A 24,164-nucleotide genomic window follows, 5' to 3' on the forward strand; every position below is an offset into this window, starting at 1 on the left:
GCTCACGAATGCACTCTCCTCACTGGTAGCGCTTGTAGCAGCCCTCGTCGTCGGTGGCCAGCCCCGCCCGGAACGCCGCGATCCGGGTGAATGCCGCCGGAACACCCTGCCCGTCGACCGCCGTGGCCACGTAACCGTTGGTGAGCAGCCCGGCGACGGCCTTGTCCAGGTCACCTGCGGTCAACTGCAGGCTGGCACCACTGGGCAGGTCATGCGGCTTGGCCATCTGGCGCTGGGCCTGCGCAGTCAGGCAGGCCGTGCGTAGCGCGGCTGTCGGATTGTCCAGCTTGACGCCACGCTGGTTCTCGAGCGCCATCATGTACCTCGACACGATGATCGAGAACGCCGTGTTGTCACCCTGGATGAGCGTCTTTTCGGCCATGTCGGCCGGTGTGCCGATCTGTTGCAGGGTAGGCAGGTTCACCGAGATCGTGTTCGTCGACGGACAGTACGAGGCAGGCGAATCACCCTGTGAGATATCACATTTCGCCGGCTCGTAGGTCAACTTCGGCGGCTGCTTCGGGGAGTAGATCACCCCGAGCAACTCGACCAGAGTGCCGATCGTGTCCTTGTCGATCGCCAGGTCTGCGGACCGGTGATCGTCGTCCATCGGCTCATCTTCGAGCTCCATCGGCAGACCCTTGCGGCGCTGCTTGATGTCGTTCAGATCGATGGCCGCGCAGGCCTGCGGCCCGACGGTGAAGCCCTGCTGGAACGCGCTGACCCGGTCCAGCGCGGTGCCGTGGCCGTCGGTGAGCATGTCGTCGTCGTGCGGCCCCAGCGTGGGATCCCGGACGGTGATCAATCCGGCGAGCACATGGTTGAGGCCGTCACCGGTGCTCATCATGAACCGCTTGGAATCACCGGCCGCGACATAGTGCAGATACGCGCCGGCGAAGCAGTCGGCCTGCTGTTCACGGACGATGACCGGCGTACTGCGGGTCACCAGTTTCGCCATGTACTGGATCGCGTGGCCGTATTCATGCCCGATCAGACCCGCGACTGAGACGTCGCCGAAGTACTTTCGCCCGGTCGGCACCATGATGCCGCGGTCCCACGCCATCAGCTTCTCGCTGGGGCAGTAGAAGGCATTCACCAGGCCGGCGGTGTCCTCGCCGCACGCCTCCGGACTGCTCCGATCGCGGGCGTCATACGACAGGAATTTCTCGATCGGTTTGAATGAGCCCTTCAAACCCGATGCGCTGTAGTCGTGTTGCCAGTACTCGGCGATGTCATTGATCGCCTGCAACGCCAGCCGGTCGACGTCGCTGTTGTTGGTGTTCTGCACCTTGCCGACCGCTGCGGGCGCGTTGTCGCGCAACCCACTCGGGCCATCCTTGGCCGGGAGGTCGGCGACGTGGAAGGGGTCGTTGACAGGCGAGACCGCGGTGCCGGCGACGGTCGGCGCACAGCCGGCGAGCAGCGTCACCACGCATACCGCCACCGAACGTCGCAGCGCCGTTCCGCGTATCACCCGCAATCCGAAACCGCCTGTCATCGTGCCCCCTGACGTTCGATTCAGACTATGGCCTGCCGGCAGCTTCAGAACAGCGAACGGTGCACCCCGATGTCAGGGTGCACCGTTCATCGGTCGGGCTGTCAGAACTGACCGGCAGCGATCTTCTGAATACCCTTGTGGACCTGAATTCCGATGTAGCCCAGCACAACTGCGATGACACCGTTGATCACCACAGCCAGTATCAACATTGCCGTGAGGCTACCGCTGATGTAGGGGCTGCTGCTCACTCCCGCCAGGCCGATGATGCCGATCAACAGACCCAGCAGGCTGGCGGCCGCACCCACACCACAAATCCCGTAGGCCACGAACTGGGCTGCCAGCTTCGTGCCGAGGGCCAGGAAGCAGTAGGCCAACCCGAGCCAGACCACACTGGCGATGAGCGAACCGATGCCACCGAACAGGCTGAGGAACAGCCCGATCAGCACCGCTCCGCCATAGCCGAGATAGACGAACTGGTTGGAACCCTGCGGGTTGTTCCGCATGTTCTGGAACCACGGCTGCTGAATCAGTTCGCCGCGGACACCGCGCGTCATCAACCGGAAGATGAACGAATCACCCTTGGTGAGCAGCGACTTGGCCATGTCGACCGGCGTCTGCTGCGGACCGGCCGGCCCGCCGAACTGCGGTGCACCCGGGCCGGGGTAGCCACCGGGTTGGGGCGCGCCGAAACCAGGCTGGGCGCCGCCCGGACCAAATCCCGGCGGGATCGGAGCGCCGAAACCCGGAGCGCCGAACCCGGGGGCACCGTAGGTCGGAGCGCCGAACCCGGGCGGGGGCGGCGGCGGCACGGGCGCACCCGCGGGGTTCCACGGCTGCTCAGGCTGCGGTGGCACCGGTGCTCCGGGCTGGCCGAACTGCGACTGCGGCGGCTGATAGCCCGGCTGCGGCGGCTGCCACTGCGGGGCCGCGGGCGGCACCTGCTGGCCGTAAGGGTTCGGCGCGGCGGGAGGCTGCGGCGGCTGCCACTGCGGGGCCGCGACGGTCGGCGGAACGACCTGAGTCTGGTCACCCGTCTCGGGGGCGGCTGCGGTCGAGGGAACGACCTGGGTCTGGTCGCCCGTCCCCGGCAAGGCTGCGCTCGGCGACTGGAACGCCGACCGATCGACGAACTGGGTCTTCTCCTCGAGATCACCGGCCGTCGGCGGCTGCTCACTCGCCGGGCCGGCCTCGTGATTTTCGGACATATCGTGGTCTCCCTAAAAATTGACTACTCAAGACACGGTACGGGCGCCAACATGTCGGTCCTGCAGCGGTATCGCGCTCCGGGCGCGGCCGAAAGACCCGTCAGAACCGGATGTTCCGGATGTTGTCGTAGACCCCGGCGATCCACAGCAGCAACGGAATCACCGCGGCAATCGCCGCTCCATCGGTCAGCTCCAAGATCCTCTTCGTCACCGGCGAGACGCGGCCGACGCCGTCCGTCGCACCGACGGTGATCAGCGCCACCAGCGCAAGGGCGACGTACAGCACTATCACCAGCCAGGCGCTGTCGGCATCCCACGAGACCAACTTGATCATCACCCCGGTCGGGATGGCCACCGTCGCCGCCAACAGTGCCCAGCCGCACCACCGTTCTGCGTAGAGCCGCGACCGGAAGCCGCAGACGACCGTCACCAGTCCCGCGACGATCAGCGAGTGCACGAAGAAGTGTCCCTGCACCACGATCGCGATGGCACCGTAGGTCAGCACCGTGACACCGGCGCTCAGGAAGCCGATCAACAGCTGTCGTGCCAGCGTGCTGCGTTCTGTCAGGCGGGCCGCGGAATCAGGCACCGAATCGATGATCGCGCGCCATGTCGCCGACTCTTCGTCGATGACATTGCTGTGCGCGGCAACCGGATCCAGCAGTTCCTCGTTCGCGATCACCTCACCCGGGGCCGGGATCGGCGGCAGCGCGATCCGCGCCACCGCGACCGTGAGCTTCGCCGCGTTGGTCACGACGATCAGTCCGAGGGCGATGGCACCGGCGGGAACCCACGAAGCTCCGCCATATCCGTAAGCGATGGCGGCGCCGGTCACCGCGGCCGCGATGACCGCCAGGAAAGCTGCCACCGCAGCACGTTTGCGCGGCCCGCCGCGGGTCGCCAGCACGACGATCAGAATCACCGCCGCCGCCCCGGCGAGCTGCGGCGCACCCATGTCGTTGATGCCCCGAGGGAGCGGAACCGCCAATGCGGCCGCGCCACCCAACAGCGGCAACGAGGCCACGAGAAGACTCTCGGACAGATCGACGTTGTCGTAGCGGCTCTTGGCAACGAAGCTGCCGCCCAACACCAGCGCGCCCAGCAGGCCGAGCGCGACCGGCCACCACCAACCGTGGCCGGACTGCGACCACGACCACAACGACGCACCAGCAACTGCGAGCGTCGCGACTGGGATGGCCAGTCCGACAAGCCGTTTCAGCGCGGCGCCGTCGAACTCTGGGGACTCTTCGAGCACCGCCATGGCGTCGATGACGTCCTCGACCAGCGGCCGGTAGCGTTCGGTCCGACTCACCGACACCAAGGTCAGCAGGGCACCGTCGACGACCCCGGCGTCGTCGAGCGACTCGGTGGACTTCAACGGCGGCGACCCCGGGCGCGCGAACGCCCAGACGCCCTGGGCCTTGAAGTCGAACCCGGCCAACACATCGGCCGGGGTGTCGTCGAGCAGATCGGCGAGGACGTTGACCGTCTCGTCGATGTAGGTCTCGATCGGCGTCGACGCCGGCAGGACCAGATCGGTCATGCGTCGACCCGTCAGGATGGTGACCCGGGTGGTCGACTGCCTTGTCGGATTGTCAGCTGCCGCGGTGGGCGCGGCGGTTGCGGGGCCGGCCGATGCGGTCACCGGCGCTCGAGCCTGTCGAAGTCGTCGGACAGCGCCGCGGCGAGTTCGGTGATGCGCCGCTGGTAGGTCTTGCCCAACAGGTCGAACTGGATGTCGGAACCGGCGGCGATGTGCTTGTCCCACGGCAGTACGACGACACGGCCGGCCGGCACGTGGCGTTCGAACTGCTGCACCAGGTCGTCGACGTCGATGTTGGTCTTACCCGGTGTCACGTGGTTGATGACCACACACGCCCGGCCCAGCAGATCCTGATATCCGTTCTGCCGCAACCAGTCCATGGTCACCGCGGCCTGGCGGGCACCGTCGATCGAGGCGCTGGCGACGATCACCAGACCGGACACCGTCGACAGCACGGCGCGCGACGCCTGGTGGAACAATCCGGCGCCACAGTCGGCGAGCACCAGGTTGTAGTACTGCGAGACGATCTTGACCGCGGCCGACCAGTCCTCTTCGTTGAAGTCACGGCGCGCGACGCTGTACTCGGCCGACGACAGGACCTCGAGGTTGGAGGCATTCATGCTGGTGTACGCGCGGATGTCGTTGTAGCGCGCAAGTTCCTTGTCGGACAACAGATCCGAGATGGTCGCGGCAGACTGCCGGCCCGCGCGGTCGGCCAGGTTGCCACCGTCGGGATCGGCGTCGACCGCCAGGATTCGGTCGCCACGGACCTTTGCCATGACAGAACCCAGAGTGACCGTGACAGCTGTCTTGCCGACGCCGCCCTTCAGTCCCAGCACACCGATCTGGTACGAGTCGCGGGCATTACGTCGGATCCGGGTATAGAGGTCCAACTCGTACAGCTCGTCGGGCGACAGGCCCAGGTTGATGCGCGTGAGCAGGTAGAGCACGTGGCGCCAGCCGCGTTGCGACGGCATCTTCACCCCGGCCCGCACACCCACGTGAGACAGCGCGTCGATGGCGCGGTGGTCGCCGATGGTGGCGGCCGACGTCTGGTCCGGCATGTGCTGCTCGGTCCACTGCATGTCGGCCTGGGGATCCATGGCGTAGTGCTGTGGCGGCGGCTGCATGTGCCGCGGTGGGGGCGGCATCATCATCGGGGCGTGCTGCGGCTGCTCGTACTGCGCGCCGGCCATCGGCGCGCCCTGCGGCGAGCGCATCAGGCCGTTCTGCATGAATTGCGGTGGCGTAGGCGGCATTTGAGTCGTCACTTCAGACGGCCGCGGCGGCGGGACCATGCCCGGCGGCTGCTGTGGCTGGCCGGCAACGGGCGGGCCCGACGGCGATTCGGCCCCTGCAGCCGAGGCAGCGGCCGCGGAGGCAGACATCTGCGCGGCGGCAGCAAGGGTCGCATGGTCGACGGTTCGCGTGGCTTCCTCGTTGTCGGCCTGGCCCGGCGAGTTGTTGAAAAGCCGGTCATAGTCGGCGGACATGAGTACCTCTCGATTGTGTGTGGATTACACCGGGAACGCACATGAGGTGGGCAGAGTCGACCCTACGCCGACCTGCCCACCTCCTGTGTTGCGTCGCGTGGATCGCCTAGCCGAACATTCCGGTGACGCCGTGCTCGGTCGACTGCATCTGGCCACCGGCCTCGCTGACGGCATGCCCGAGGCTCTGCAGCGCGTTGTTGAGCTCCATCGCGGTGTTGTCCCACCGCTGCTGGACGGCCTGGTAGGCCTCCGAACCCGAGCCGCCCCACACGGAAGCCAGCTTCGCCAACGAGGCCTTGCCCTCGTCCAGCAAGCCCTGTGTCGTGCTCACGGCGCCGGCCAAGTCGCCAGCGCTGCCCTCGATGCCGGCGAAATTCCAGTCCTGTGCCATTTGTCTTCTCCGCTTCTGAGTCGTTGTACGTAGTGGTTGGTCTGGCTAGATCTGCATCTGGCTCGACAGCGACGACCCGGCGTCGGCATCGGCCGCGGTGTACTGCACGCCGGCGGTCTGGATGTTGGTAGAGATGTCAGCCAGTTCCTTCAGCTGCTGCGTCATGGCCTCGTCGAAGCGAGTCAATGCAGCCTGGGCCGCCATGCCCGCCTCGGGTGTCTTCATGTGCGTCGCGAGCTGGCCTGCCACCGCGTCGACGTGGGTCTTGACGCCGGTCAGCTCACCCGCGATGCGATCGAAGTTCGCTGCCTCTGAGGCGAGGACTTCGGCATCTGTATTCATGCTCGTCATGCTGGATCACCTTTTCTGTTTCCTGTGTCCTCACCACGGGAATGGCGAGTCCTTGCCGACCCCCCTGGGCCGGAAAGCCTGTGTGTTAACCGACGACTCACCAGTCGTCGTCATCGTCGTCGAGGTCCTGTACCAGAACCCCGGGTGCCTTGAGGGCTTCCCTCGTCCCCCCGCCCTTCTCTGCTTTGCCGCCGGGACCCATTCCGGCCCCGGCACCGCCGGCACTGCTCACCGGCGCCTTTCCGGCGCCGGAAGAACCCGCTGCCGCGCCGGCCTCCAACGAAGCGGTCGAGGCGCTGTCGACGCCACCGACCAGCGAGGCCATCAGCGGCGTCCGCGGGGCCGAACCGCCCATGCCCGGCAGTGACGCGGCGCGAACCAAGCCCGCACCCGATGTCGCGCCCGAACCACCCGCCAGCGGGTGATTGGAGAAGGGGCTGGCGCCCATGAGGCCGATCTGCGGCCCGTTGTTCTGTCCGAAGCTACTTCCCAGCTGACTGAAAATCTGCGTCATCTGTTGCATCGGCTGGCTCAACTGCTGAACTGGCTGCGTGATGAGCTGGCCGAGCTGCTGCGGCAGCTGCGCGGCCTGCGAACCGACCTGCGAGACCACCTGCATCATCATTTGCGCGCCCTGCTGGCCTTTGCCCTGTTGCTCGCTGGCACGCTGCGCGGCCGATTCGGCCTTGGACGCCTGGCCCTGGGCCCGCTGTCCCGCGAAATTCGCCTGCGCCGCAGCATTTCCGACCATCAGCGCCGCGTCTTCAATTGCCGCCTGGCTGGCCACCTGCGAAATGACCAAATTGCGCGCCACTGCCTCGGAAACCCCCATCGCAGTTCGCGCGACAATCGCCGCTTCCGTCGCCTCGCCGACTCCAGGTATCACGATGGGCTTTGGCGGCAGAATGGGTTCGAACAACGTGTTCATGGTGGTCTCGGCCTGATACGTCTCCATCACCGAGCCCGCCAACGCCCACATGCGCGCGTAGTCCGCCTCGTTGAAGCCGATGGGCACCGTGTTGATACCCAGGAAATTCGTGGCCTCGAGTACGCCGTGCGTGACGTGGTTCATCTCGATTTCCGGCAGCTGCGGAGTGGTGGCCAAGGCCAAGCTGTATGACTCCGCCTGCGCCAACGCCTGCATCGCGCGCTTCTGTGCCTGCATAGCAGTGGTGTGTAGCCACGTCACCATCGGCGTGGTTGCCGTGACGGCTCGTTCACTGCCCATGCCGGACCAGTTCGCGCTCAGCTCCGCCAAGCTGGCGGCAAGCTCCACCGCCTGCGTCTCCAGCGCAACGGCCAACGCTTCCCACCCTGCAGCTGCTTGCAGCATCGGCGCAGGGCCTGCACCGGCCATGAGTCGGCCGGTGTTCATCTCCGGCGGGAATGCTCCGTAGAACATCGCCGGCATGGCGGGAAGCCCCATGATGTGCTGTCCTCAGGCTCTGTGTGGGCTCGTCGTACGCGGTGGCTAGATCAGGGTCGCTGACGTAGCCACGTCGGTGGCCTCATACATGGCGCCCGCCTCGACGTACGCCGCGCCGGCACGCGCCAGCTCTTCCTGGGCGAAGGCGTTGATGCCCATGACCTCGACGCCTTCGACGGCGAATGCCATGGCGGCCTGCAGCGACACTTCGTCTGCACCGGCCGGGACCAGGGTGCTGGCCTCCGTCATGGTGGCGGTGCCGGTCGCAACGCCACGCGCTCCGTTGGCGACAACCTGCGTGCCGACGCCGATCGCGCCCTCTTCATGTTGCAAAGGCTGCATTTCTTTTCTCCTTACCAATTCAAGATCGCGGTATGGAATTGTGCGAACGGCACAGATAAGAATTGAAGATCCCCCACGGAACCCCCGTTCCCCCTAGGCCGATCAGCGGGCGTTTAGCGTTGCTGAACGTCTGAAACTGATACTACCGAGGGTTTTGGGGGGTCACCTACACTTATTCCGCCGGAGGATCAACATAGGCCGCCTGGATGACCTCCTTACCGTCCGGTGACACCAGAAGCGCCTGGCCAGGGGGCCTACGACGGAGTTTGAACTCGCTCGACGGGAACTCCGCTTTCTCGCCCGACAGGAACATCGTCGGCGTTCCGGCGCCATAAGCGGTACCGACGAACTTGTCCATCGTGGAACGGTGCGCCTGACTCATCTGACACGTCACGATGATGTGCAGACCGATATCGGCAGCGGCGGGCAATAGCGGCGCCAATGGCGCCATCGGCGACCCCATACCGCTGGCGGCGACGATCATGTGCCAGTCATCGACCAGCAGCACCACGTCCGGACCGCTCCACCACGACCGTGAGCGAAGCTGGGACGTTGTCAGGTCCGGTGGCGGCAGCCGCTTCTTCAGGTTCACCGCCAGCGCCTTGATGGACTCTTCCAGTGCAGCGATGTTGCGGTTGATGGCTCCCGCCGCGAGCAGATGTGTCTCAGGCACGGCGTCGAGGAGGCCAGACCGGAAGTCGGCGAGCATGAACCGCACCTGATCGGGGCTGTTGCGCTTGCAGATCGCCTCCGCCACCGCATGCGCAATAGTGGTCTTGCCCGACTTCGGCGCACCGAAGATGAGCTGATGCGGCGTGTTGTACATGTGGTTGTACGCCACCGAGAGATCAGATTCGCGCACGCCCACCGGCACCGTCCAGCGGGTCCGGTAATCGTTCTCCGGGCCGGGCGGGTTGGGGTCGAGTTCGTGCAGGTAGATCCGCTCGGGCAGCACGCGCACCCGCGGTGCCATGTCGGTGTGCAGCGACGCGATGTGGTCGACGGCAGCGGTGATGGCCGGCACGAGGTCGGCTGCGCTGTGCACCCCGTCCATCCGGGGCACGCCGATCATCAGGTGGTGCTTCTCCATCGACACCGCCCGGCCGGGGCGGTTCGCCGGAATCTCGCGGGTGATGCGGTCGATCTGCGTCTCGTTGACGTCACCGAGGCGGAATTCGACCTTGGTGCCCAGGTAGTCACGGACACGGGATTTCAGTTCCGTCCAGCGCGGCGTCGAGATGATGACGTGCACTCCGAACGCCAGGCCCTGACCGGCAAGGTCCTGGACCACGGGCTCCAGGTCCGGGAACTCACCGATGAAGGCCGGCCAGCCGTCGATGATCAGGTAGACGTCACCGAACGGATCCTGCGACGCAGGGTGATTCGGATCTTCACGCAACTGCCGGTAACTGGCAATCGACCCGATACGGAGCTCTTTGAAAGTCAATTCACGTTGCCGCAGAACGGCTTTCATTTCCGCGACGACACGCTGTACTCGGTCCGGTTCGGAACGGGTGGCGACGCCACCGACGTGCGGCAGATCCTCGAGGTACATGAGGCCACCACCACCGAGGTCGACGCAGTAGAACTGCACCTGTCTGGGGGAGTGGGTCGCGGCCGCCGACAGCACCAGTGTCTGCAGGAACGTCGACTTCCCGGTCTGCGGCGCTCCGCCGACCGCGATATTGCCACCGGCCGCCGACGTGTCGATGCCCCACACTTCCTGCTTGTGGCGACGCGGTTCGTCCATGATGCCCAGACCGAAGCGCAGCGGGGCCCGCTGGTCGCGCTCCACCAGCTCGTTGACCGGCATCGGATCCAGCAGCGGCGGCAGCCACATCTTGTACGCCCGGCTCTCGCCGGTCGTCAGCTGGTTCAGCACCACTTCGCGCAACGCGCGCTGTTCGGTGTTCGTCATCGTCCGACTCCCGAATCTGCCATCGGCGCAGCGGTGAACGGCCGAATCCGGAAGTTGTTCTGCGCCACCACTCGTGGCGCGTCGTCACCTTCGTCGTTCTCCGCCGCCGTCGGCACATAGGTGCCGCCGGTGTAGATGCTCTTGAACTTGACCGGATCCTCCATACCGACACGGAGGAAGCCGACGCCGCTCTCCTTGTTGGTGATGTACTGCGCCTCGGGCGTACCGATCACCGCCTTGGATTCGGCGGAGCTCGTGGTACGCAACGCGATTCGGTACGTCAGGTTCGGCTCCAGTTTGTCGATGCGGGCGCCACCGGTGTTCAGTGACTGCGTCGCCAACAGCAGGTGCACACGCAGCGACCGGCCCACGCGACAGATACGGTCGAACAACGCGATGAAGTCCGGGTGGTTCTGCAGCAACTCCGCGAACTCGTCGACGACGACGAAAAGCGTTGGTAGCGGCGGCAGATCGGCCCCACGCTCGCGGTACTTCTCGTACTCGGCGACGCCCGACAGCGCACCGGCCGCGCCGACCTGCATACCGGCCTGACGCAGGATGTTCTGCCGGCGGTCCAGCTCACCGGTGAGCACCTCACCCATACGGCCGACGAGTTCGGCTTCCTCTTCCATGTTGGTGACGACAGCCGCGGTGTGCGGCAGCTTCTCCATACCCAGGAATGTCGAACCGCCCTTGAAGTCGGTCAGCAGCAGGTTGATCTGATCCGGATGATGCGTCGCCACCAGTGAAAGGATCAGGGTACGAAGGAATTCCGACTTACCGGAACCCGTCGTACCGATCAGCATGCCGTGCGGACCGGCACCGAATTCGGCGCCCTCCTTGATGTCGAGATACATGATCTCGCCATTCTTGAGCTGGTGGCCGAACGGGATGCGCAACCGGTCCTGATCCGTATCCGAGTACATCCGCCACCGCCGCGGCGTCACCTCCTCGACCGAGCGCGCGCCGACCAGGTGGTGCCACTCGCTCGACACCTTCTTCTGTACGCGGGTGCCCTTGTCGATGATCGTGCCGGTGATGGACCAGCCCGCGAGCTTGCGCGCCAACCGGCCGGCCGACGTCGGGGTCACCGAGTCGGTCACGGTGGTCACCTCACGCCATGGCTGGGACGCCGTGCGGTCCTCGCACGAGCCGTCGGGATTGACCTTGATGCGATAGCCCGACCGGTGGTTGCCCTTGGTGATGACGGTGACGCCGGCGCGACCGTCGACCGGGAAGCCGGCCTTGCCGCCCGTCAGATCGACCACCAGAACATATGGGCCCGACGGGGGCGCGTCGGCACTGTGCGGACCGCGCGCCGTCAGGTCCGCCAGCCCGTCCGGCTTGGTGAACACCAGGCGCCTGGGCCCGGCGTCGTCGAACTCGGTCTGGCTCTGCACGTGGGGCAGCCACTTGAGCCACGCCCAGTCGGGATCGTCGAGATCGTCCATCAGGACCCGGATCTGCAGCAGGTCCGGCGGATGGAAGACCGCCAGGTGGCAGATCATGGCGGCGAGCAGACCCCGCGACCCTTCCGGATCACCACCGATGGCGATGGTCGGGTAGCTCTTGAGGATCACCAGCTTCGGGCAGTCGTGCACTAGACCGTGGGTGCGCAGGAACTTGGTCACCCACATGTGGCTGACCGGCTCCAGATGAGCCTGCGGTGCGGCCATCGGGCCCGCGAGGTCCGACCCGATGTTCGGCTTGAGCAACCGGTCGACCGCCGCCTGGGCGCCGATGCCGATGCGGGCACCCATGAAGAAGTCGGCGTTGTTGCCGCTGACACTGCGCGACCACTGCCGCTGCGTGCCCACGATGGACAGCAGGTCCTCGGGATGCGGTGCGTGGTAGCTGAAGAACGTCACCTGCGCGTCGGCCGACGACGTGACGCGGGTCCGCAGGCCGGCCAGGTACCGCAGATACTCCTTGCGGTCCTCGTTGATCTCCGGCACCTTCTTGCCGCCGCCACCGCCGCTGGCCATGTAGCCGACAGTGCCCATGATCATCATCAGCGGCATCATCAGCATGTACGGCGACAGCTGACGGACGCCGGTGAAGATCATGATCGCGATCATTCCGAGCATGCCGCCGCCCATGACGTACGGCATCGCCTTCTGCATGCCCGACGCGGGGATCTCAATGCCCAGGTCGTCGGGCGGCGTCACGTTGATCTCACCCGGGGTCAGGCGCGGACCGCGCTTCATCGACGGGGTGAACTTCTTGGTCGTCATGACGCACCTCCCGGATGCGGCGGCGCCGCGGCCTCGTTGCTGCCGCCCACCTTCCGCGGTTTCGGATCAGCCGGCAGCGTGTCGTGTTCGAGCAACGCCGCCTCCTTCGACAGGACCGGGCCTTCCATCAGCAGACCGACCACCTGCCACGGTGCCGTGGTGGCGCCGCTGAGGCCGAGGGCCTTCGCAGTGTCGTCGTTGGCTATCCCGTATCGGACGCCCTGGGCGTCGACGTAGTACTGGGCCTCGCCGTACCGCGGGTCTGGCGACTGCAGCCGGATGAACTGACCGCCGTCGATGTAGACGGTGGCGTCACCGCTGATCTGCTTGATGCCGTTGCCCATCGAGCTCGGCGAGATCGGCAGGTGCCGACCGACGATCACCGTGGTCTTGGCACCCTGGTCACCGGCTTCGCGCTGCCACGCCCAGCACACCGTCGGATCGTCCTGCGGCAGCAGCATGGTCATGGGCTTCGCCGGCAGCGGTGACGTATAGGTCTGCTCGGGGATTTTGGCGACGACGCTGGATTCCACCGACGGCGGCGAGATCAGCCCGTACGAGTTCGTGGCGCGCAGCGCGGCCGCCGTGGTGTCGTTGACCTTCGCGACGCCGTCCGGCAGCACCACGTACTGCTGCTTGCTGTTGTCGGTGACGGTCTGGAACACCGTGCCGTTCACCAGGTTCGGCGGCAGGCCGACGGTGTTGGGCGCGCCCGCGGCCGGGATCGGGGCCAGGGCCCAGGGGCCGACGTTCGGCAGCGCGTTGAACAGGCCGGACGAGATGGGCGCCGACTTCGAACCGACCGGAATTCCCACGGCAGAGGTCAGCGCGCGGTCGGCCAGGTCGATCGAATGCCGTCCGTCCTTGGTGATGAGCCAGGTCTTGTCCTGGTACTTGACCAGCACGCCCTGATCTGGCCGGATGGGGCCGACGCCGCCGCCCAGAACGACGGGTTCGACGAGCACCGAGGTCTCGACGGTCGGGGTGACGCTCTCGGGCTTGGTGACGGTGTCGCACACCGACCAGGTGCCCGACGTGCCGTTCACCGGCGTCGCGTAGGGCGCACCGGGGATGCCGATGGGTTGGCCCTTCGGCATCTTGGACAGTTCCGCAGGCTTGACGACCTGCGGCTCACCGGTGTGGCCGAGAACCAGCCGCGCCGACGTCAGGTTGTAGACCGGACGGATCTGCCCCGAGCCCCCGGGCATCACCACATACAGCTGGTTCGTGCTGCGGTCGACGAGCAGCGAGTCCCCGCCGCGCTTACCTTGCGGTTTGAAGTACGCCAGCATCGCCGCACCGAGACAGACAATGACCGCGACGACGATGCCTGCGGACACCGACCGGCTGTAGAACTGCAGCGGGTCGTCGAACATCCGGGTGTCGCGCCGCACGATGGCGTGCTCGACGCGGCGGAGCAGGAAGCGCCAGCCGCTGACCTGAACCTTGGTGGTGAGCCGGAAATCAGCCATCGGTTATTCGCCGATACTCAGGCGCCGATGCACCCCGCTGATCGCGGAAGCCATGTCGTCGCCGGTGATCTCGCCGAGCGCTTCGACGCTCAGGCTCTCGATGTCCATCGAGCGGGCGAGGCGCATGTCGCGGGCCTGCTCACCGGCCTCGACCAGCTGGCGCGCATAGCGGCCGTTACCCGCGATGTCGATGGCCGGCTTGCCGTTCAGCTCGTGCTGGTACAGCGTGGTCGCCGCTTCCAGCACCTGCTTGGCCGCTTCGTCGTTGATCAGCGAATCATTGCTCTTGGCAATGACTTTCGCGATTTCGACGATCTCCTCGGGGGAGTAGGACTCGAACTCGATACGGGTGGCGAAGCGGGAGCGGAGACCGTCGTTGGCTTCCAGCAGCCGGTCGATGTCCGAGCTGTAGCCCGCGATGATGACGACCAGCCGGTCGCGGTCGTTCTCCATACGGGCCAGCAGGGTGTCGATGGCTTCCGAGCCGAAGGCGTCACCGCCCTGCAGTCCGTCCTGGATCAGCGTGTAGGCCTCGTCGATGAACAGCACGCCGCCAAGGGCCCGGTCGATGACCTTGGACGTCTTCACGGCGGTATGGCCGAGGTACTCGCCGACGAAGTCCTTGCGGGACGTCTCGATGAGCTTGGGCTCGGCGATGACCCCGAGACCGGCGAGGATGTTGGCGACCACGCGCGCGATGGTCGTCTTGCCGGTTCCCGGCGGTCCGGTGAAGATCATGTGCTTGGACTGCTGCGCGACCTTCATGCCACGCGCGGCCCGGATCTTCGCCATTTGCGTTGCGGCGCGGTAGGTCTCGATCTGCTCCTTGACCTTGGCCAGGCCGATCTGCCGGTCGAGTTCGGCCTGCGCGTCACTGAGCATCTTGTCGCGCGCCGAGGTGTCGGCCACGACGCTGTTCGGATCCCACTTGTCCGACCGAGCGGCGATCTTCTCTGTCGTGGTGGTCTGCAGCCGGTAGTTCGGATCGCGAAGCGCCTCAGCGACTTTCGGCTCGGGGAAGTTGGCCTGCAGCCATTCCAGCAGGCGACGGGCACCCTCTTCGTTGCCCTGCTCGCGGAACGTCATTGCCAGGTACCACGCGATGGGCCGGCCGCACGCCGTTCCGGCCGGCGATTCATTGGCTTCGGTCAGCTTGTCCTTGGCCTCGGTGAACAGGCCGAGGTTGGCTGCCGCGACGCCACGGGCCACGCCGGCGGCACCGGCCAGGAAGGCGTCCGGCCAGCTCTCCGAACCCCGGAGCACCTCCATGACATCGGTCCAGCGCTGACCGCCGGTGTAGATGACGGCCTTTACCCACGCCACCAAATGCTCCGAACCGCCGACCGCCGCGCCCTCCACGGCTTCCAGCGCGTCGGCGTAATTGCCCTCGGCCGCCTCGTTGACGGCGAACGCCAGCGTCAGCGCGAGGGGCGAGTTCACGGGATAGGTGATGTCGCCGAGCTCGCCGCCGATACGCACCCGGGCGTTGACCTGCGCCAGCGACACCTCGGCCTGGCCGGCGAGCATGCCGAGGTTGCCGCGTGAGTACCAAGCGCGGAACAACGTGGTCCGATCGGTGTCGCCGCAGCGAATGCGCCCGATCCAGGCGTCACACGCAGTCTCGTCGACAGACGTGATCTCACTGAACAGCTGCATCGAACGCGCCGGTGCGGTGTCCAGCATGCCGACGGCGTTGTTGAACATGGCGGCGAGTTGGTCACTCATTGGCGTCTACTTCCCCTGAATATCTGGTGGCAAAGATCTGGGCACGCGTCGCGGCGGCCTCTTCCGGCGACGGCAGGTCGAGACTGCGCGACAGGAAATCCTTCGCCTCTGCGCGGTCGTGACCCAGTTCCCGCAGTCCCGAGTACATGACGTCGTATTGCGCCGACCTGCCGTCCTGGCGAGCGAGTCCGGCGATGACGAGGATCTCGTCCGCCAGTTCGACTTCCGTCATGTTGGTGACGCCCGGAGCGAGTCGGATGCGGTGGATCCGGCCGTCCATGAGGGCCGTGACGGTCACCGTCTGCGGCGGGTTGGTGACCGTGTACCCGAACGGGACAGGCGCGTCATCGGCGGACGGCGCATCGTCCTCGATGACCCCGGCGTCGGGAGGGACGACGTCGTCGTCGGCGTAGAGGTAGTCGAGTGCGCCGCCGAGATCATCGTCCGAGCCGTCGTCCGGATCGTCGCCCGACGGCTCGTCATCGAACCCGTCATCATGGTGGGCCGCCAACGTCAGTCCTGGTAATCGTCGCCGGCGGCGCCCGCCGAGGCCGTGTCGAACCAGGACCGCGACGGCAGGAACTCCAACAGCCCTTGCAGGGCGCGTTCGAGGTTCTCGTCGGTGCCCGCCAGGAAGCTGCCGTACAGCTCCCCGCTGACCTTGCGCGGCAGGGACACGATGCGGCCCAGCCGGGAGTCGAGAACGCCGGCGGCCACGTCGGCCTCACTGTGCGTACCGCCCTCGTGCCGCTCGTTGGCGGTGAGCTCGACCCATGAGTCGGGATTGGCGATGAGTTCGGAATAGGTCCGCGCCGAGCTCAGGCTGATGCCGAACTGGGTGAGCTGGTCGGGGGTGCGGGCGTCACTGAGCCGGCTGGTCGACGCGGTCAGAGGCTCGACGTTGGCGGGGTTGGCGGAGCCGAGCACGGCATTCACCATGCCGGCCAGGCCCACCTGCGGGGCGACCCGCTGGATGACGATCATCTCGCCGTCGCGGGCCGCGACGACATGGCGTTCGCCCTTGCGACAGACCACGAACCGCAGCATCTTCCCGCCGACGTCGCGGCGCCACCAGCGGCCCTCGATGGTGCGGTCGGCGCGGCTGAGGGTGTCGACCATCGCGGCGACTTCCGGATGCGGGTTCCCGTAGATGTCGAGGACGCCCTGCGCCGTCAGATCCCGCCGCACCTGTTCCCAGACCCGGTCCCGAAGGTCCAGCTGGGGAATGTTCGGCCGGATGCCGAGGCTTATCGGGAAATCCATGAGCTCGAGCTTGTCGGCGATGACCAGCATGCCGTCGATGGTGACCTCGACCGCGATGACGTCGTCGATGCCGCCCGAGGCGGTGCTGGCCGCGGTGTACGGGCCGGTCACGACAACCGTCCCGGCGCCATAGCCGACCCAGACGTCCCGGCATCACGCCCGGCGCATGTGTCCACCCGCTGCATCTCGCTCCACCCCCTGTTCCCGGCGCCAGGCGCCGGGCATCGCTGTCCTCCGTGACCATCTTGGTACGCCACCTGACGGACGGCAGGCCGATGGCCAAACTCCTACGCGAGTCACGGCATCTGACCTGCGCGGGCGGCCCCACACCACCCCCACAGCGCTTCCCCACAACCCGCATCGAGCCTACCAGCGGGTCCGCCGCCGGATCCGCACCAATTCACCGACGGCGCGCACTCAGTCGACGCGGTCGACACGCAGCGAAAAACGTTGGTGGACAACCCAATCAGCAGCACCGCAGCCAAGGGGCCCAGACCGTCGGCCGAACGGGCGCCGACGAAATTGGGCCCAGCCATCCCGCCGGCGGCGCCGGCGTGGTCGATACTGGGATGGCATCTGCGTCTTGGCACCTGCGTCGAGCGAACCGAGGAGAGAAAGCGCGTATTCGGTGACTGACCACTTCGAACCGCAGCACAACCCCCCGGAAAGCGCTTTCGCCGGCCATCCCGTGAACACGCCGCCGGCCTGGCCACGGGTAAATCCGGCCGGCAACACCGGCATGCAGCACACCGAACCGCTGCAGCGCAGGACCGGCTACCCACCGCAGCCCGGTCCCGTACCGCCGGGTCCGATGCAGCCGGGACCGCACCCGCACCAACCCTGGCCGCACGGTCCTCAGGGTCAGTTCACGCCACCCGGGTCGTACGCCGACGCCATCCGCCGCGACGACCTGCTCCGGACCCGCAAGCCCGAGCCCGGTCGCGGCTGGCGCAAGACGCTGTTCAAGGCGACGTTCGGGCTGGTAAACCTCGGTCCGTCACCCGACGAGATCCAGGAAGCACAGCAGATCAACCGGATCCGGTCGGCGCTGTCGGGTCACTACAAGGTCGGCGTGATGGGCAAGGGCGGCGTCGGCAAGACGACGGTGTCGGCCTCGATCGGGTCGCTGTTCGCCGAGCTCCGGCAGGACGATCGGGTAGTGGCCGTCGATGCCGACACCGCGTTCGGCAAGCTCGGCAGTCGCGTCGACCCCAAGGCCCTGAGCTCGTACTGGGAGTTGGCGTCCGACCAGCACCTGGAGAGTTTCGCCGACATCCGCAACCGGGTCGGCAGCAATGCCGCCGGGCTGTTCGTGCTGGCCGGTGAGGCGAGCCCGGCCCGCCGCCGGGTGCTGGATCCCGCCGTCTACCGCGAGGCCGCCTCGCGGCTGGACCGCCATTTCACCATCTCGATCATCGACTGCAGCTCCACGATGGACAGCCCTGTCACGCAGGAGGTGCTGCGGGATCTGGATGCGCTCATCGTGGTGTCGTCGCCCTGGGTCGACGGTGCCGGCGCGGCCGGGCAGACGCTCGACTGGCTGGCGGCACACGGCCTCAATGGTCTCCTGCAGCGAACTGTGGTGGTACTCAACGATTCCGACGGCCACGCCGACAAACGCACCCGCTCGGTCCTGGCCCAGCAGTTCGCCGGGCAGGGGCAGGCCGTCGTCGAGGTACCGTTCGATGCGCACCTGCGGCCGGGCGGCGTCATCGCCGGCACCCGGGAAATGGCGCCGGCGACGCGGCGCAAATTCATCGAGATCGCAGCCGCGCTGGCGGCGAACTTCCCGACCGGTGACGATCGGCACCGCGACCGTTCCTGACGCTCGCGGCGGCTACACCAGCTGCACGAGCAGCTTTTCGACCAGCTCTTTGTCGTGGTCCGACACCGCCGCTTCGGCCTCGGCACCGACCACGACGGACTCGGGAACCCCGGCGGCCAGGGCCGTCTCCTGAATGGTCAGGTTGGCACTGCGGCGCGCTGCATACAGCCGCTGCCCGAGCGTCGCGGTGGGCGCTTTCGCGCCGAGCAACGTCAGTTCGTCGATGCGGGCGCGCACCAGTCCCAACGCCTTGATCAGCGGCGGCGACACCGGGCCGAGCCGGGCGGCGCTGGCGGCGACGGCCTCGAGTTGCCGCAGGTCGGACAGAATCTGCGTGACCCACGGCGTGAATTCAGAATCCTCGATCGCCGGCAGGGCGTCGGCCGTGGCTCCCAACGTGTTCACCGCGGCGACGACGGCCTGCGCGATCAGCGGAACCTCGCCCGCGTTGGTCAACGGCGGGGCTGGGGCAGCTTGTGCCTGAGGCGCCAACGGCACCTGCGTCGTCGGGACCGGCTCGCCGCTGCGGATCCGGGCGATGGTTCCCGGCGGCCACTGCAACACCTCTTCGAGACGCAGGCGCGTTCGTTCCCGCGGCCAGCTGCGGCCCTTTTCGAATGAGATCAGCGCTCCGGCGTTGATGATGCCGTCGGCCGCAAGGCTGCGCTGGCTGATGTCCAACTCGCGCCGCCGGGCGGCGGCGGCCGCACCGGCGCGCTCCATTCCGGGGTCGACTGCGGGCAGGGCGATGTATTCGGTGACGTCATCGGGATCGATGTTCGGCACCCGATGTCACCTCCCATCCCTTGCGGCCCGCGCTCAACACGAAATCCGGAGCACCGTCGGCAGTCCGATACAGCTTAACCCGTTCGGCCCCGCATAACTATTGCGTTAACGGTCACTGAACCGTATCGGTCTCGCGCCAAGCGCTTCAGTTAGACCGTACACCCTCCCCAAAGCACGACTTTCACCAATGTTATTCCGGACCATTCGGATGATTTTTGAGCCCTCGCAGCGCGCTGACCTGCGGATATATCTAACGCTACGGTTTAACTGTTGCATTACTGCAGTCTGGTGCTATAGATTCTTCCCAACCGCGACGGAACAGTCGCAGCGCAACAACAAAGGAGTACTCCGATGACCGCAATTGCCATGGACGGCCTGCCGCTCGGTGAGTGCACCCGGAGCCCGGAGCAGTGGACGACGATCGCCAGCGACGAGGCCAAGGCCCTCTGCCGCCAGTGCCCGCGCCGCTGGGCCTGCGCGCGTGACGCCGTCGAACTGCCCCGCGCCGAAGGCCTCTGGGCCGGCATCGTCATCCCGGCCGAGGAGGGTCGCGGCCGGACGTTCGCGATGAAGCAGCTGCGGTCCCTGGCCGAAGCCAACGGCTACCCGGTCCGCCGCCAGCGCCGCATCTTCCTCGAAGTCGCGTAGTACCCGCTTGCCCACGCTGCCGTTTGAGGGGGCGGCAGCGCGGGCGGCGGTTCTACGCAAGAGGGTTACCGTGGGTTCTATGGCCACTGCGAGCACGACCGACAAGACCGGAGCGCCGACCACAGTCACCGCCGAAGCCGGACGATTCACCATCGCCGTCGAAGGCAAGACGGTCGGGCTGATCGATTACATCGACCGGGGTGGCCGACGAATCTTCCCGCACACCGAAGTTCAGCCCGAGTACGGCGGCCGCGGGCTGGCGACGATCCTCGTCGCCGAGGCGTTGGACGCCACCCGTGCCGCAGGGTTACGCATCGTGCCGCAATGCTCGATGGTCAGCGGGTACATCGCCAAGCATCCCGAGTACGCGCCGCTGGTCGACCGGGCCTGAGTGGTTTGGGCGCGCTCCGTATCGGAGAGTGATACGGGGCGCGCCGAGATCACTGCTGGTTCAGGTACTGCGCGGTCGAGCCGCTGATCGGCATGTCGGGCATGCCGAGTTTGCGGTGGTCCCAGCTGCGCATGCGGCTCGGCACGACCCGGACCGCGACGCGGTTGTTCATCATCTGATCGACGAACGGGCGCATCTCGTCGGTGTAGGGGCCGGTGTACCGCTCCCACACACTGATGCCGACGCGCAGACAGGTGTCGGGATCCTCGACGATCTCGGCGGTCCCGTCGATCGACACACCTCGCAGGGTGCCGTAGGTGTCACCATCCTCGATCATCACGGTGATGGTCGGATCCCGACGCAGGTTGACCGCCTTCTGCGACTTGGCCTTGGTCTCGAACCAGATTTCGCCGTCGAGCACGGCGTACCACATGGCCACCAGGTGCGGCCGGCCGTCGGCCAGGACGGTGGCCATGGTCGCGGTCCGGCTGCGATCGATGAACTCGACGATTTCGTCGTCGGTCATGACGATCTTCTTGCGCTCGTTCTGTCCCACGCTCTTATGCCTATCAGGCCGCACCTGGGGGCGGTTACCCGGCCTGCAGCGCCGCGATCGCCGGGGCGAACATCGTCGCCTTGATGGCGGCCATGGTCTGGGAATCCTTGCCAGCCACCGGAATCACGAGATCCACGGCGGAGGAGACGACCGCGTCCTCGGCCGTGGCCAGCTCGACGATGCCGTACTTGGCGGCGTCGTCGCCACCGAAGCGCCGGCCGGTGGTCATCGACGCGATGGCCGCCTGCGGCGTCAGCTTGGCCTGGATCAGCGCGGCCATACCGGGCGTGAACGGAATCCGGATGTCGACCTCGGGGAAACAGAAGAACCCGCGGTCAGCGCGCATGGTCCGGTAGTCGTGGGCCATGGCGAGCATCGCACCGGCGCCGAAGGCGTGTCCGTTGACCGCGGCGGCCGTCGGGATCGGCAGCGTCAGCACCCGCGCGAACAGCGCGTGGACCCGCCCGACGTAGGACTGCATCTGGTCGCCGTGCGCCATCAGCCAGTCGAGATCCAGGCCGTTGGAGTAGAACTTGCCGGCGCCGGTGGTCACGAGTCCCTGGGCGCCGCCCGCGACGAGATCGTCGATGGCACCGTTGACGTCGTCGAGAAAGCCCAGCGAGAAGCGGTTCTCGTCATCGCCGAGGTTGAGAACGGCGATCTTGTCCTGGTAGCTGACGGTGATGCTCATGGTTGTTTCCTCCTGGTTGGGGTGGGTTCGTCGGCGAGGACGGCACGTACGGCTGCGGTCAGCCGTTCACGTGCCCAGCTGTTGCTGATTCTGTTGCGGGACAAGATGATTGCGGTCGGCAGGTCGACGATGCACACCGTGATGGCATCGACCGCCGCGCCGTCGCGCCGGTTCCAGAGGTGCGACGACAGCCGCACCATCAGGTCGATGAGCTGACGGTCGAGGTCTTTGAGTTCAGCCGCCAGGGACGCCGGCAGGTCGGGTCCGAGCAATTGATCGCGCTGCACCCGCCACACCAGTTGGGCCGACTGCCGTTGACGCTCGTAGAACACCGCGGGGGCCTGCGCGGCGGCGACGACGGCGTCCACGGGGTCGGCGGCCGCGTCGGCCAGGGCGGCGTCGACCAATTCCGTTTGTACGTCGAGGAATCGGCGTGCGGCGCGCAGCCAGGTGCGGGCGACGAGCTCGGTTCGCGAGCCGAAGTTGTGATAGATCGCGCCGTTGGAGACGCCGGCCGCGGCGGCCACCGAACGGGTGGTGACACCGGCCGGCCCGGCCTCGACGGCTAGCGATTCGGCAGCGTCGAGCACCGAGTCGAGGTCATACACACGAGGCCGGGGCACCGGCTCACCATAACAGAGCAATCGCTCCGTTATTGCGCAGCAGGGGTGTCGCCGGTTACGGCGGATAGATCTGCTTGATGGTCCCGTCGGCGTTGACCTGCATGTATCCGGTTCCGGGCGCCGTAGAGTGGATCGCGAGCCCCAGACCGCCACCCTCTTCGCCCTCGATGATGAGGTACAGCTGCGAGCCGGGTTCCGCACCCAGCTGCTGCGGTGCACCGGGCATGGTGGCGGCCACGGCCTGCGCGTTGATCGCGCCGAGGTCCGCCAGCACGTCGAACGAACTGGTGCTGGTGTCCGAGCCCCACTTGTTCCAGCTGCCGCCGCGATACATGAAGCTCTGGTCGACGTGCTTGTTCGTGGGGGAGACGCGATCCATGACCGCGTAATCGGGGTACACCACGAGCTTGAATCCCATGGCGTCGCCGAACTTCGCCTTGATGGTCCCGATCAGGTTGGTCAGACCGTCGGCGGTCTGCAGCTGACTCGGTCCCGCCGGCATCGACGCCGCGGTGGAGGCGGGAGTCGACATCGAACCGGTCGGGTACCCGGCGGTGCCCCCGGGACCCGTGGGCATCGACGGAAACAGTTGTGCGCTGGGCTGATTGGTGGCCTGAGGCTGGTCGCCCGAACCGCTGTCGGGCCACATCACGTACGCGATGCCGGCGCCCCCGAGGACGACGATCGTGACCAAGGCCGCGACGATCACCACCGCCGAGTTGCGCCACCATGATTGGGCCGGTTGGTTGTTCGCCAACTGCGGCGGCGACCACTGCGCGGATCCGGCACCCAGACCTTGCGCCGGCGTCGCGTACTGCGTGTGCGCGTGCGCCGGGTAGGACTCGGGGCCGGTCGTGGGGTAGGGGACCGAAGGGGCGGCCCACGCCGGCGGTGTCTGCTGAGCGGGCTGACCGAACTGAGCGGGCTGCGCCGGTCCGGTCAGCGCGGAACGCGCGGCGTTGGCAAGGTCTTTCGTTGTGGCGTAGCGCAATTCGGGGTCCTTCGCCATGCCGGTGGCGATGACCTGATCCATGTATGCCGAAATCCCCGGCCGCATGGTCGACGGCCGTGGCGGATCCGAATAGAGGTGGCTGGTGATCTGCCGCTCCATGCTGTCGCCCGGAAATGGCGGTGCTCCAGTCAGGCATTCGTGCAGGACGCACGTCAGCGCATAGATGTCGGACCGGGCGTCGCACCGGTCGCTGGTGAAGCGCTCGGGTGCCATGTAGGCGACGGTGCCGATGGTGGCACCGGTGTGGGTCAGTTTGGTTTCGCCTGCAGCGCGGGCGATGCCGAAGTCGATGAGGTACGCGAAATCGTCTGGCGTGACCAGGATGTTGGCGGGTTTCACGTCGCGGTGCACCAGCCCCACGCCATGCGCGGCGCCGAGCGCGGCAGCAATCTGCTCGACGATCGAGACCGCGCGGTCGGGTGCCAGTGGGCCGTCGGCCAACAGCTGCTGGACGGTCTTGCCGTCGATCAGCCGCATCGTCACGAACAGCCGGTCGTCGATCTCACCGAAGTCGTGGATCGGCACGATATGCGGCTCATCGAGCCCGGCCGCGGCGTGGGCCTCCCGGCGGAAGCGCACCTGGTACTGCTCGTCGTCGGCGAAGGTCGGCGGCAGCACCTTCATCGCGACGACGCGCTTCATGGTGGTGTCGTAGGCCTTCCAGACCTCACCCATGCCGCCACGACCGAGCAGCTCAATCAGCCGGTACCGGCCGAACGGTGTCCCTTCCACCGGCTAACCATAAGAGGCGGCGGCGTCCGCTGCCCAGCG

At 66.8% G+C, this 24,164-nt stretch carries 22 protein-coding genes; 3 read left to right on the forward strand and 19 right to left on the reverse strand.

Features of this window, described 5'->3' with window-relative positions; all coding sequences use genetic code 11:
- Positions 1-19: 19 nt before the first annotated feature.
- The 14 genes from ACJH6I_RS08330 to ACJH6I_RS08395 form a co-directional block, all read right to left on the reverse strand.
- Positions 20-1,498 carry a neutral zinc metallopeptidase gene (locus ACJH6I_RS08330; RefSeq protein WP_212807855.1) on the reverse strand — a complete coding sequence of 493 codons (1,479 nt, stop codon included), beginning with the start codon at positions 1,496-1,498 and terminating at the stop codon, positions 20-22.
- Between the two features lie 101 nt (positions 1,499-1,599).
- On the reverse strand, positions 1,600-2,703 hold the full coding sequence (locus ACJH6I_RS08335) for a hypothetical protein (RefSeq protein WP_212807854.1): 1,104 nt from the start codon (positions 2,701-2,703) through the stop codon (positions 1,600-1,602).
- Positions 2,704-2,803: 100 nt separating this feature from the next.
- A complete protein-coding gene (gene eccD / locus ACJH6I_RS08340; protein WP_212807853.1) occupies positions 2,804-4,348 on the reverse strand; it encodes a type VII secretion integral membrane protein EccD in 1,545 nt (514 codons plus the stop codon).
- The gene (locus tag ACJH6I_RS08345) at positions 4,345-5,739 is read right to left on the reverse strand and encodes a MinD/ParA family protein (protein ID WP_020099962.1); all 1,395 of its coding nucleotides are present in this window, start codon (positions 5,737-5,739) and stop codon (positions 4,345-4,347) included. Before ACJH6I_RS08345 ends, eccD begins: the two co-directional genes overlap by 4 nt.
- A 106-nt stretch (positions 5,740-5,845) precedes the next feature.
- Entirely contained in the window at positions 5,846-6,130 is a 285-nt protein-coding gene (locus tag ACJH6I_RS08350; RefSeq protein WP_212807852.1) for a WXG100 family type VII secretion target, read from the reverse strand.
- Between the two features lie 45 nt (positions 6,131-6,175).
- Positions 6,176-6,481 (reverse strand): WXG100 family type VII secretion target, encoded by a 306-nt coding sequence (locus ACJH6I_RS08355; RefSeq protein ID WP_212807851.1) that lies wholly within the window; start codon positions 6,479-6,481, stop codon positions 6,176-6,178.
- A gap of 97 nt (positions 6,482-6,578) precedes the next feature.
- Complete coding sequence (locus ACJH6I_RS08360; RefSeq protein WP_406783985.1) at positions 6,579-7,883, reverse strand: PPE family protein; 1,305 nt, start codon at positions 7,881-7,883, stop codon at positions 6,579-6,581.
- A 69-nt stretch (positions 7,884-7,952) separates the two neighbouring features.
- Positions 7,953-8,249, reverse strand: a complete 297-nt coding sequence (locus ACJH6I_RS08365) for a PE family protein (protein ID WP_212807849.1) — start codon at positions 8,247-8,249, stop codon at positions 7,953-7,955.
- Between the two features lie 172 nt (positions 8,250-8,421).
- Positions 8,422-10,167, reverse strand: coding sequence for a type VII secretion protein EccCb (eccCb, locus tag ACJH6I_RS08370; protein ID WP_212807848.1), 1,746 nt, complete (start codon positions 10,165-10,167; stop codon positions 8,422-8,424).
- Positions 10,164-12,401 (reverse strand): type VII secretion protein EccCa, encoded by a 2,238-nt coding sequence (gene eccCa / locus ACJH6I_RS08375; protein WP_133425723.1) that lies wholly within the window; start codon positions 12,399-12,401, stop codon positions 10,164-10,166. Before eccCa ends, eccCb begins: the two co-directional genes overlap by 4 nt.
- The gene (gene eccB / locus ACJH6I_RS08380) at positions 12,398-13,873 is read right to left on the reverse strand and encodes a type VII secretion protein EccB (protein WP_212807847.1); all 1,476 of its coding nucleotides are present in this window, start codon (positions 13,871-13,873) and stop codon (positions 12,398-12,400) included. The genes eccCa and eccB overlap by 4 nt, the downstream gene beginning before the upstream one ends.
- A 3-nt stretch (positions 13,874-13,876) precedes the next feature.
- Positions 13,877-15,598 carry a type VII secretion AAA-ATPase EccA gene (eccA, locus tag ACJH6I_RS08385; protein ID WP_212807846.1) on the reverse strand — a complete coding sequence of 574 codons (1,722 nt, stop codon included), beginning with the start codon at positions 15,596-15,598 and terminating at the stop codon, positions 13,877-13,879.
- Positions 15,591-16,109, reverse strand: a complete 519-nt coding sequence (locus ACJH6I_RS08390) for a YbaB/EbfC family DNA-binding protein (RefSeq protein WP_212807845.1) — start codon at positions 16,107-16,109, stop codon at positions 15,591-15,593. Before ACJH6I_RS08390 ends, eccA begins: the two co-directional genes overlap by 8 nt.
- A 2-nt stretch (positions 16,110-16,111) precedes the next feature.
- Positions 16,112-16,972 carry an ESX secretion-associated protein EspG gene (locus tag ACJH6I_RS08395; protein ID WP_212807844.1) on the reverse strand — a complete coding sequence of 287 codons (861 nt, stop codon included), beginning with the start codon at positions 16,970-16,972 and terminating at the stop codon, positions 16,112-16,114.
- Between the two features lie 517 nt (positions 16,973-17,489).
- On the opposite strand from ACJH6I_RS08395, the gene ACJH6I_RS08400 reads away from it, so the two are divergent.
- A complete protein-coding gene (locus ACJH6I_RS08400) occupies positions 17,490-18,686 on the forward strand; it encodes a MinD/ParA family protein (RefSeq protein ID WP_212807843.1) in 1,197 nt (398 codons plus the stop codon).
- Positions 18,687-18,698: 12 nt separating this feature from the next.
- Here ACJH6I_RS08400 and ACJH6I_RS08405 read toward each other — a convergent pair whose 3' ends face one another.
- A complete protein-coding gene (locus ACJH6I_RS08405; RefSeq protein ID WP_371824502.1) occupies positions 18,699-19,472 on the reverse strand; it encodes a transcriptional regulator in 774 nt (257 codons plus the stop codon).
- A gap of 351 nt (positions 19,473-19,823) precedes the next feature.
- Between ACJH6I_RS08405 and ACJH6I_RS08410 the strand changes: the two genes are divergently transcribed.
- Positions 19,824-20,120, forward strand: a complete 297-nt coding sequence (locus ACJH6I_RS08410; protein WP_212807842.1) for a WhiB family transcriptional regulator — start codon at positions 19,824-19,826, stop codon at positions 20,118-20,120.
- Positions 20,121-20,199: 79 nt separating this feature from the next.
- Positions 20,200-20,511 carry a GNAT family N-acetyltransferase gene (locus tag ACJH6I_RS08415; protein WP_212807841.1) on the forward strand — a complete coding sequence of 104 codons (312 nt, stop codon included), beginning with the start codon at positions 20,200-20,202 and terminating at the stop codon, positions 20,509-20,511.
- A 49-nt stretch (positions 20,512-20,560) separates the two neighbouring features.
- On the opposite strand, the gene ACJH6I_RS08420 is transcribed toward ACJH6I_RS08415, so the two are convergent.
- Genes ACJH6I_RS08420 through ACJH6I_RS08435 form a run of 4 tightly spaced genes read right to left on the reverse strand, consistent with a single transcriptional unit; the run spans position 20,561 to position 24,125 of the window.
- On the reverse strand, positions 20,561-21,067 hold the full coding sequence (locus tag ACJH6I_RS08420; protein WP_212807840.1) for a pyridoxamine 5'-phosphate oxidase family protein: 507 nt from the start codon (positions 21,065-21,067) through the stop codon (positions 20,561-20,563).
- Positions 21,068-21,101: 34 nt separating this feature from the next.
- Positions 21,102-21,758: an enoyl-CoA hydratase-related protein gene (locus ACJH6I_RS08425; RefSeq protein ID WP_212807839.1), complete on the reverse strand. Its 657-nt coding sequence runs from the start codon at positions 21,756-21,758 to the stop codon at positions 21,102-21,104.
- The gene (locus ACJH6I_RS08430) at positions 21,755-22,381 is read right to left on the reverse strand and encodes a TetR/AcrR family transcriptional regulator (RefSeq protein ID WP_212807838.1); all 627 of its coding nucleotides are present in this window, start codon (positions 22,379-22,381) and stop codon (positions 21,755-21,757) included. Before ACJH6I_RS08430 ends, ACJH6I_RS08425 begins: the two co-directional genes overlap by 4 nt.
- 55 nt (positions 22,382-22,436) lie before the next feature.
- A complete protein-coding gene (locus tag ACJH6I_RS08435) occupies positions 22,437-24,125 on the reverse strand; it encodes a serine/threonine-protein kinase (RefSeq protein WP_212807837.1) in 1,689 nt (562 codons plus the stop codon).
- Positions 24,126-24,164 lie beyond the last annotated feature (39 nt).

The sequence above is a fragment of the Mycobacterium sp. SMC-13 genome, assembly GCF_045311035.1.
Lineage (GTDB): Bacteria > Actinomycetota > Actinomycetes > Mycobacteriales > Mycobacteriaceae > Mycobacterium.

Bases quoted from the DNA above. Each gene is read 5' to 3' on its own strand.
- ACJH6I_RS08335 (WP_212807854.1), bottom strand. From the start codon at position 2,703: ATGTCCGAAAATCACGAGGCCGGCCCGGCGAGTGAGCAGCCGCCGACG.
- eccCb (WP_212807848.1), bottom strand. From the start codon at position 10,167: ATGACGAACACCGAACAGCGCGCGTTGCGCGAAGTGGTGCTGAACCAG.
- ACJH6I_RS08415 (WP_212807841.1), top strand. From the start codon at position 20,200: ATGGCCACTGCGAGCACGACCGACAAGACCGGAGCGCCGACCACAGTC.
- ACJH6I_RS08330 (WP_212807855.1), bottom strand. From the start codon at position 1,498: ATGACAGGCGGTTTCGGATTGCGGGTGATACGCGGAACGGCGCTGCGA.
- eccB (WP_212807847.1), bottom strand. From the start codon at position 13,873: ATGGCTGATTTCCGGCTCACCACCAAGGTTCAGGTCAGCGGCTGGCGC.
- ACJH6I_RS08350 (WP_212807852.1), bottom strand. From the start codon at position 6,130: ATGGCACAGGACTGGAATTTCGCCGGCATCGAGGGCAGCGCTGGCGAC.
- eccA (WP_212807846.1), bottom strand. From the start codon at position 15,598: ATGAGTGACCAACTCGCCGCCATGTTCAACAACGCCGTCGGCATGCTG.
- ACJH6I_RS08410 (WP_212807842.1), top strand. From the start codon at position 19,824: ATGACCGCAATTGCCATGGACGGCCTGCCGCTCGGTGAGTGCACCCGG.
- ACJH6I_RS08345 (WP_020099962.1), bottom strand. From the start codon at position 5,739: ATGTCCGCCGACTATGACCGGCTTTTCAACAACTCGCCGGGCCAGGCC.
- ACJH6I_RS08355 (WP_212807851.1), bottom strand. From the start codon at position 6,481: ATGACGAGCATGAATACAGATGCCGAAGTCCTCGCCTCAGAGGCAGCG.
- ACJH6I_RS08365 (WP_212807849.1), bottom strand. From the start codon at position 8,249: ATGCAGCCTTTGCAACATGAAGAGGGCGCGATCGGCGTCGGCACGCAG.
- ACJH6I_RS08360 (WP_406783985.1), bottom strand. From the start codon at position 7,883: ATGTTCTACGGAGCATTCCCGCCGGAGATGAACACCGGCCGACTCATG.
- eccCa (WP_133425723.1), bottom strand. From the start codon at position 12,401: ATGACGACCAAGAAGTTCACCCCGTCGATGAAGCGCGGTCCGCGCCTG.
- ACJH6I_RS08425 (WP_212807839.1), bottom strand. From the start codon at position 21,758: ATGAGCATCACCGTCAGCTACCAGGACAAGATCGCCGTTCTCAACCTC.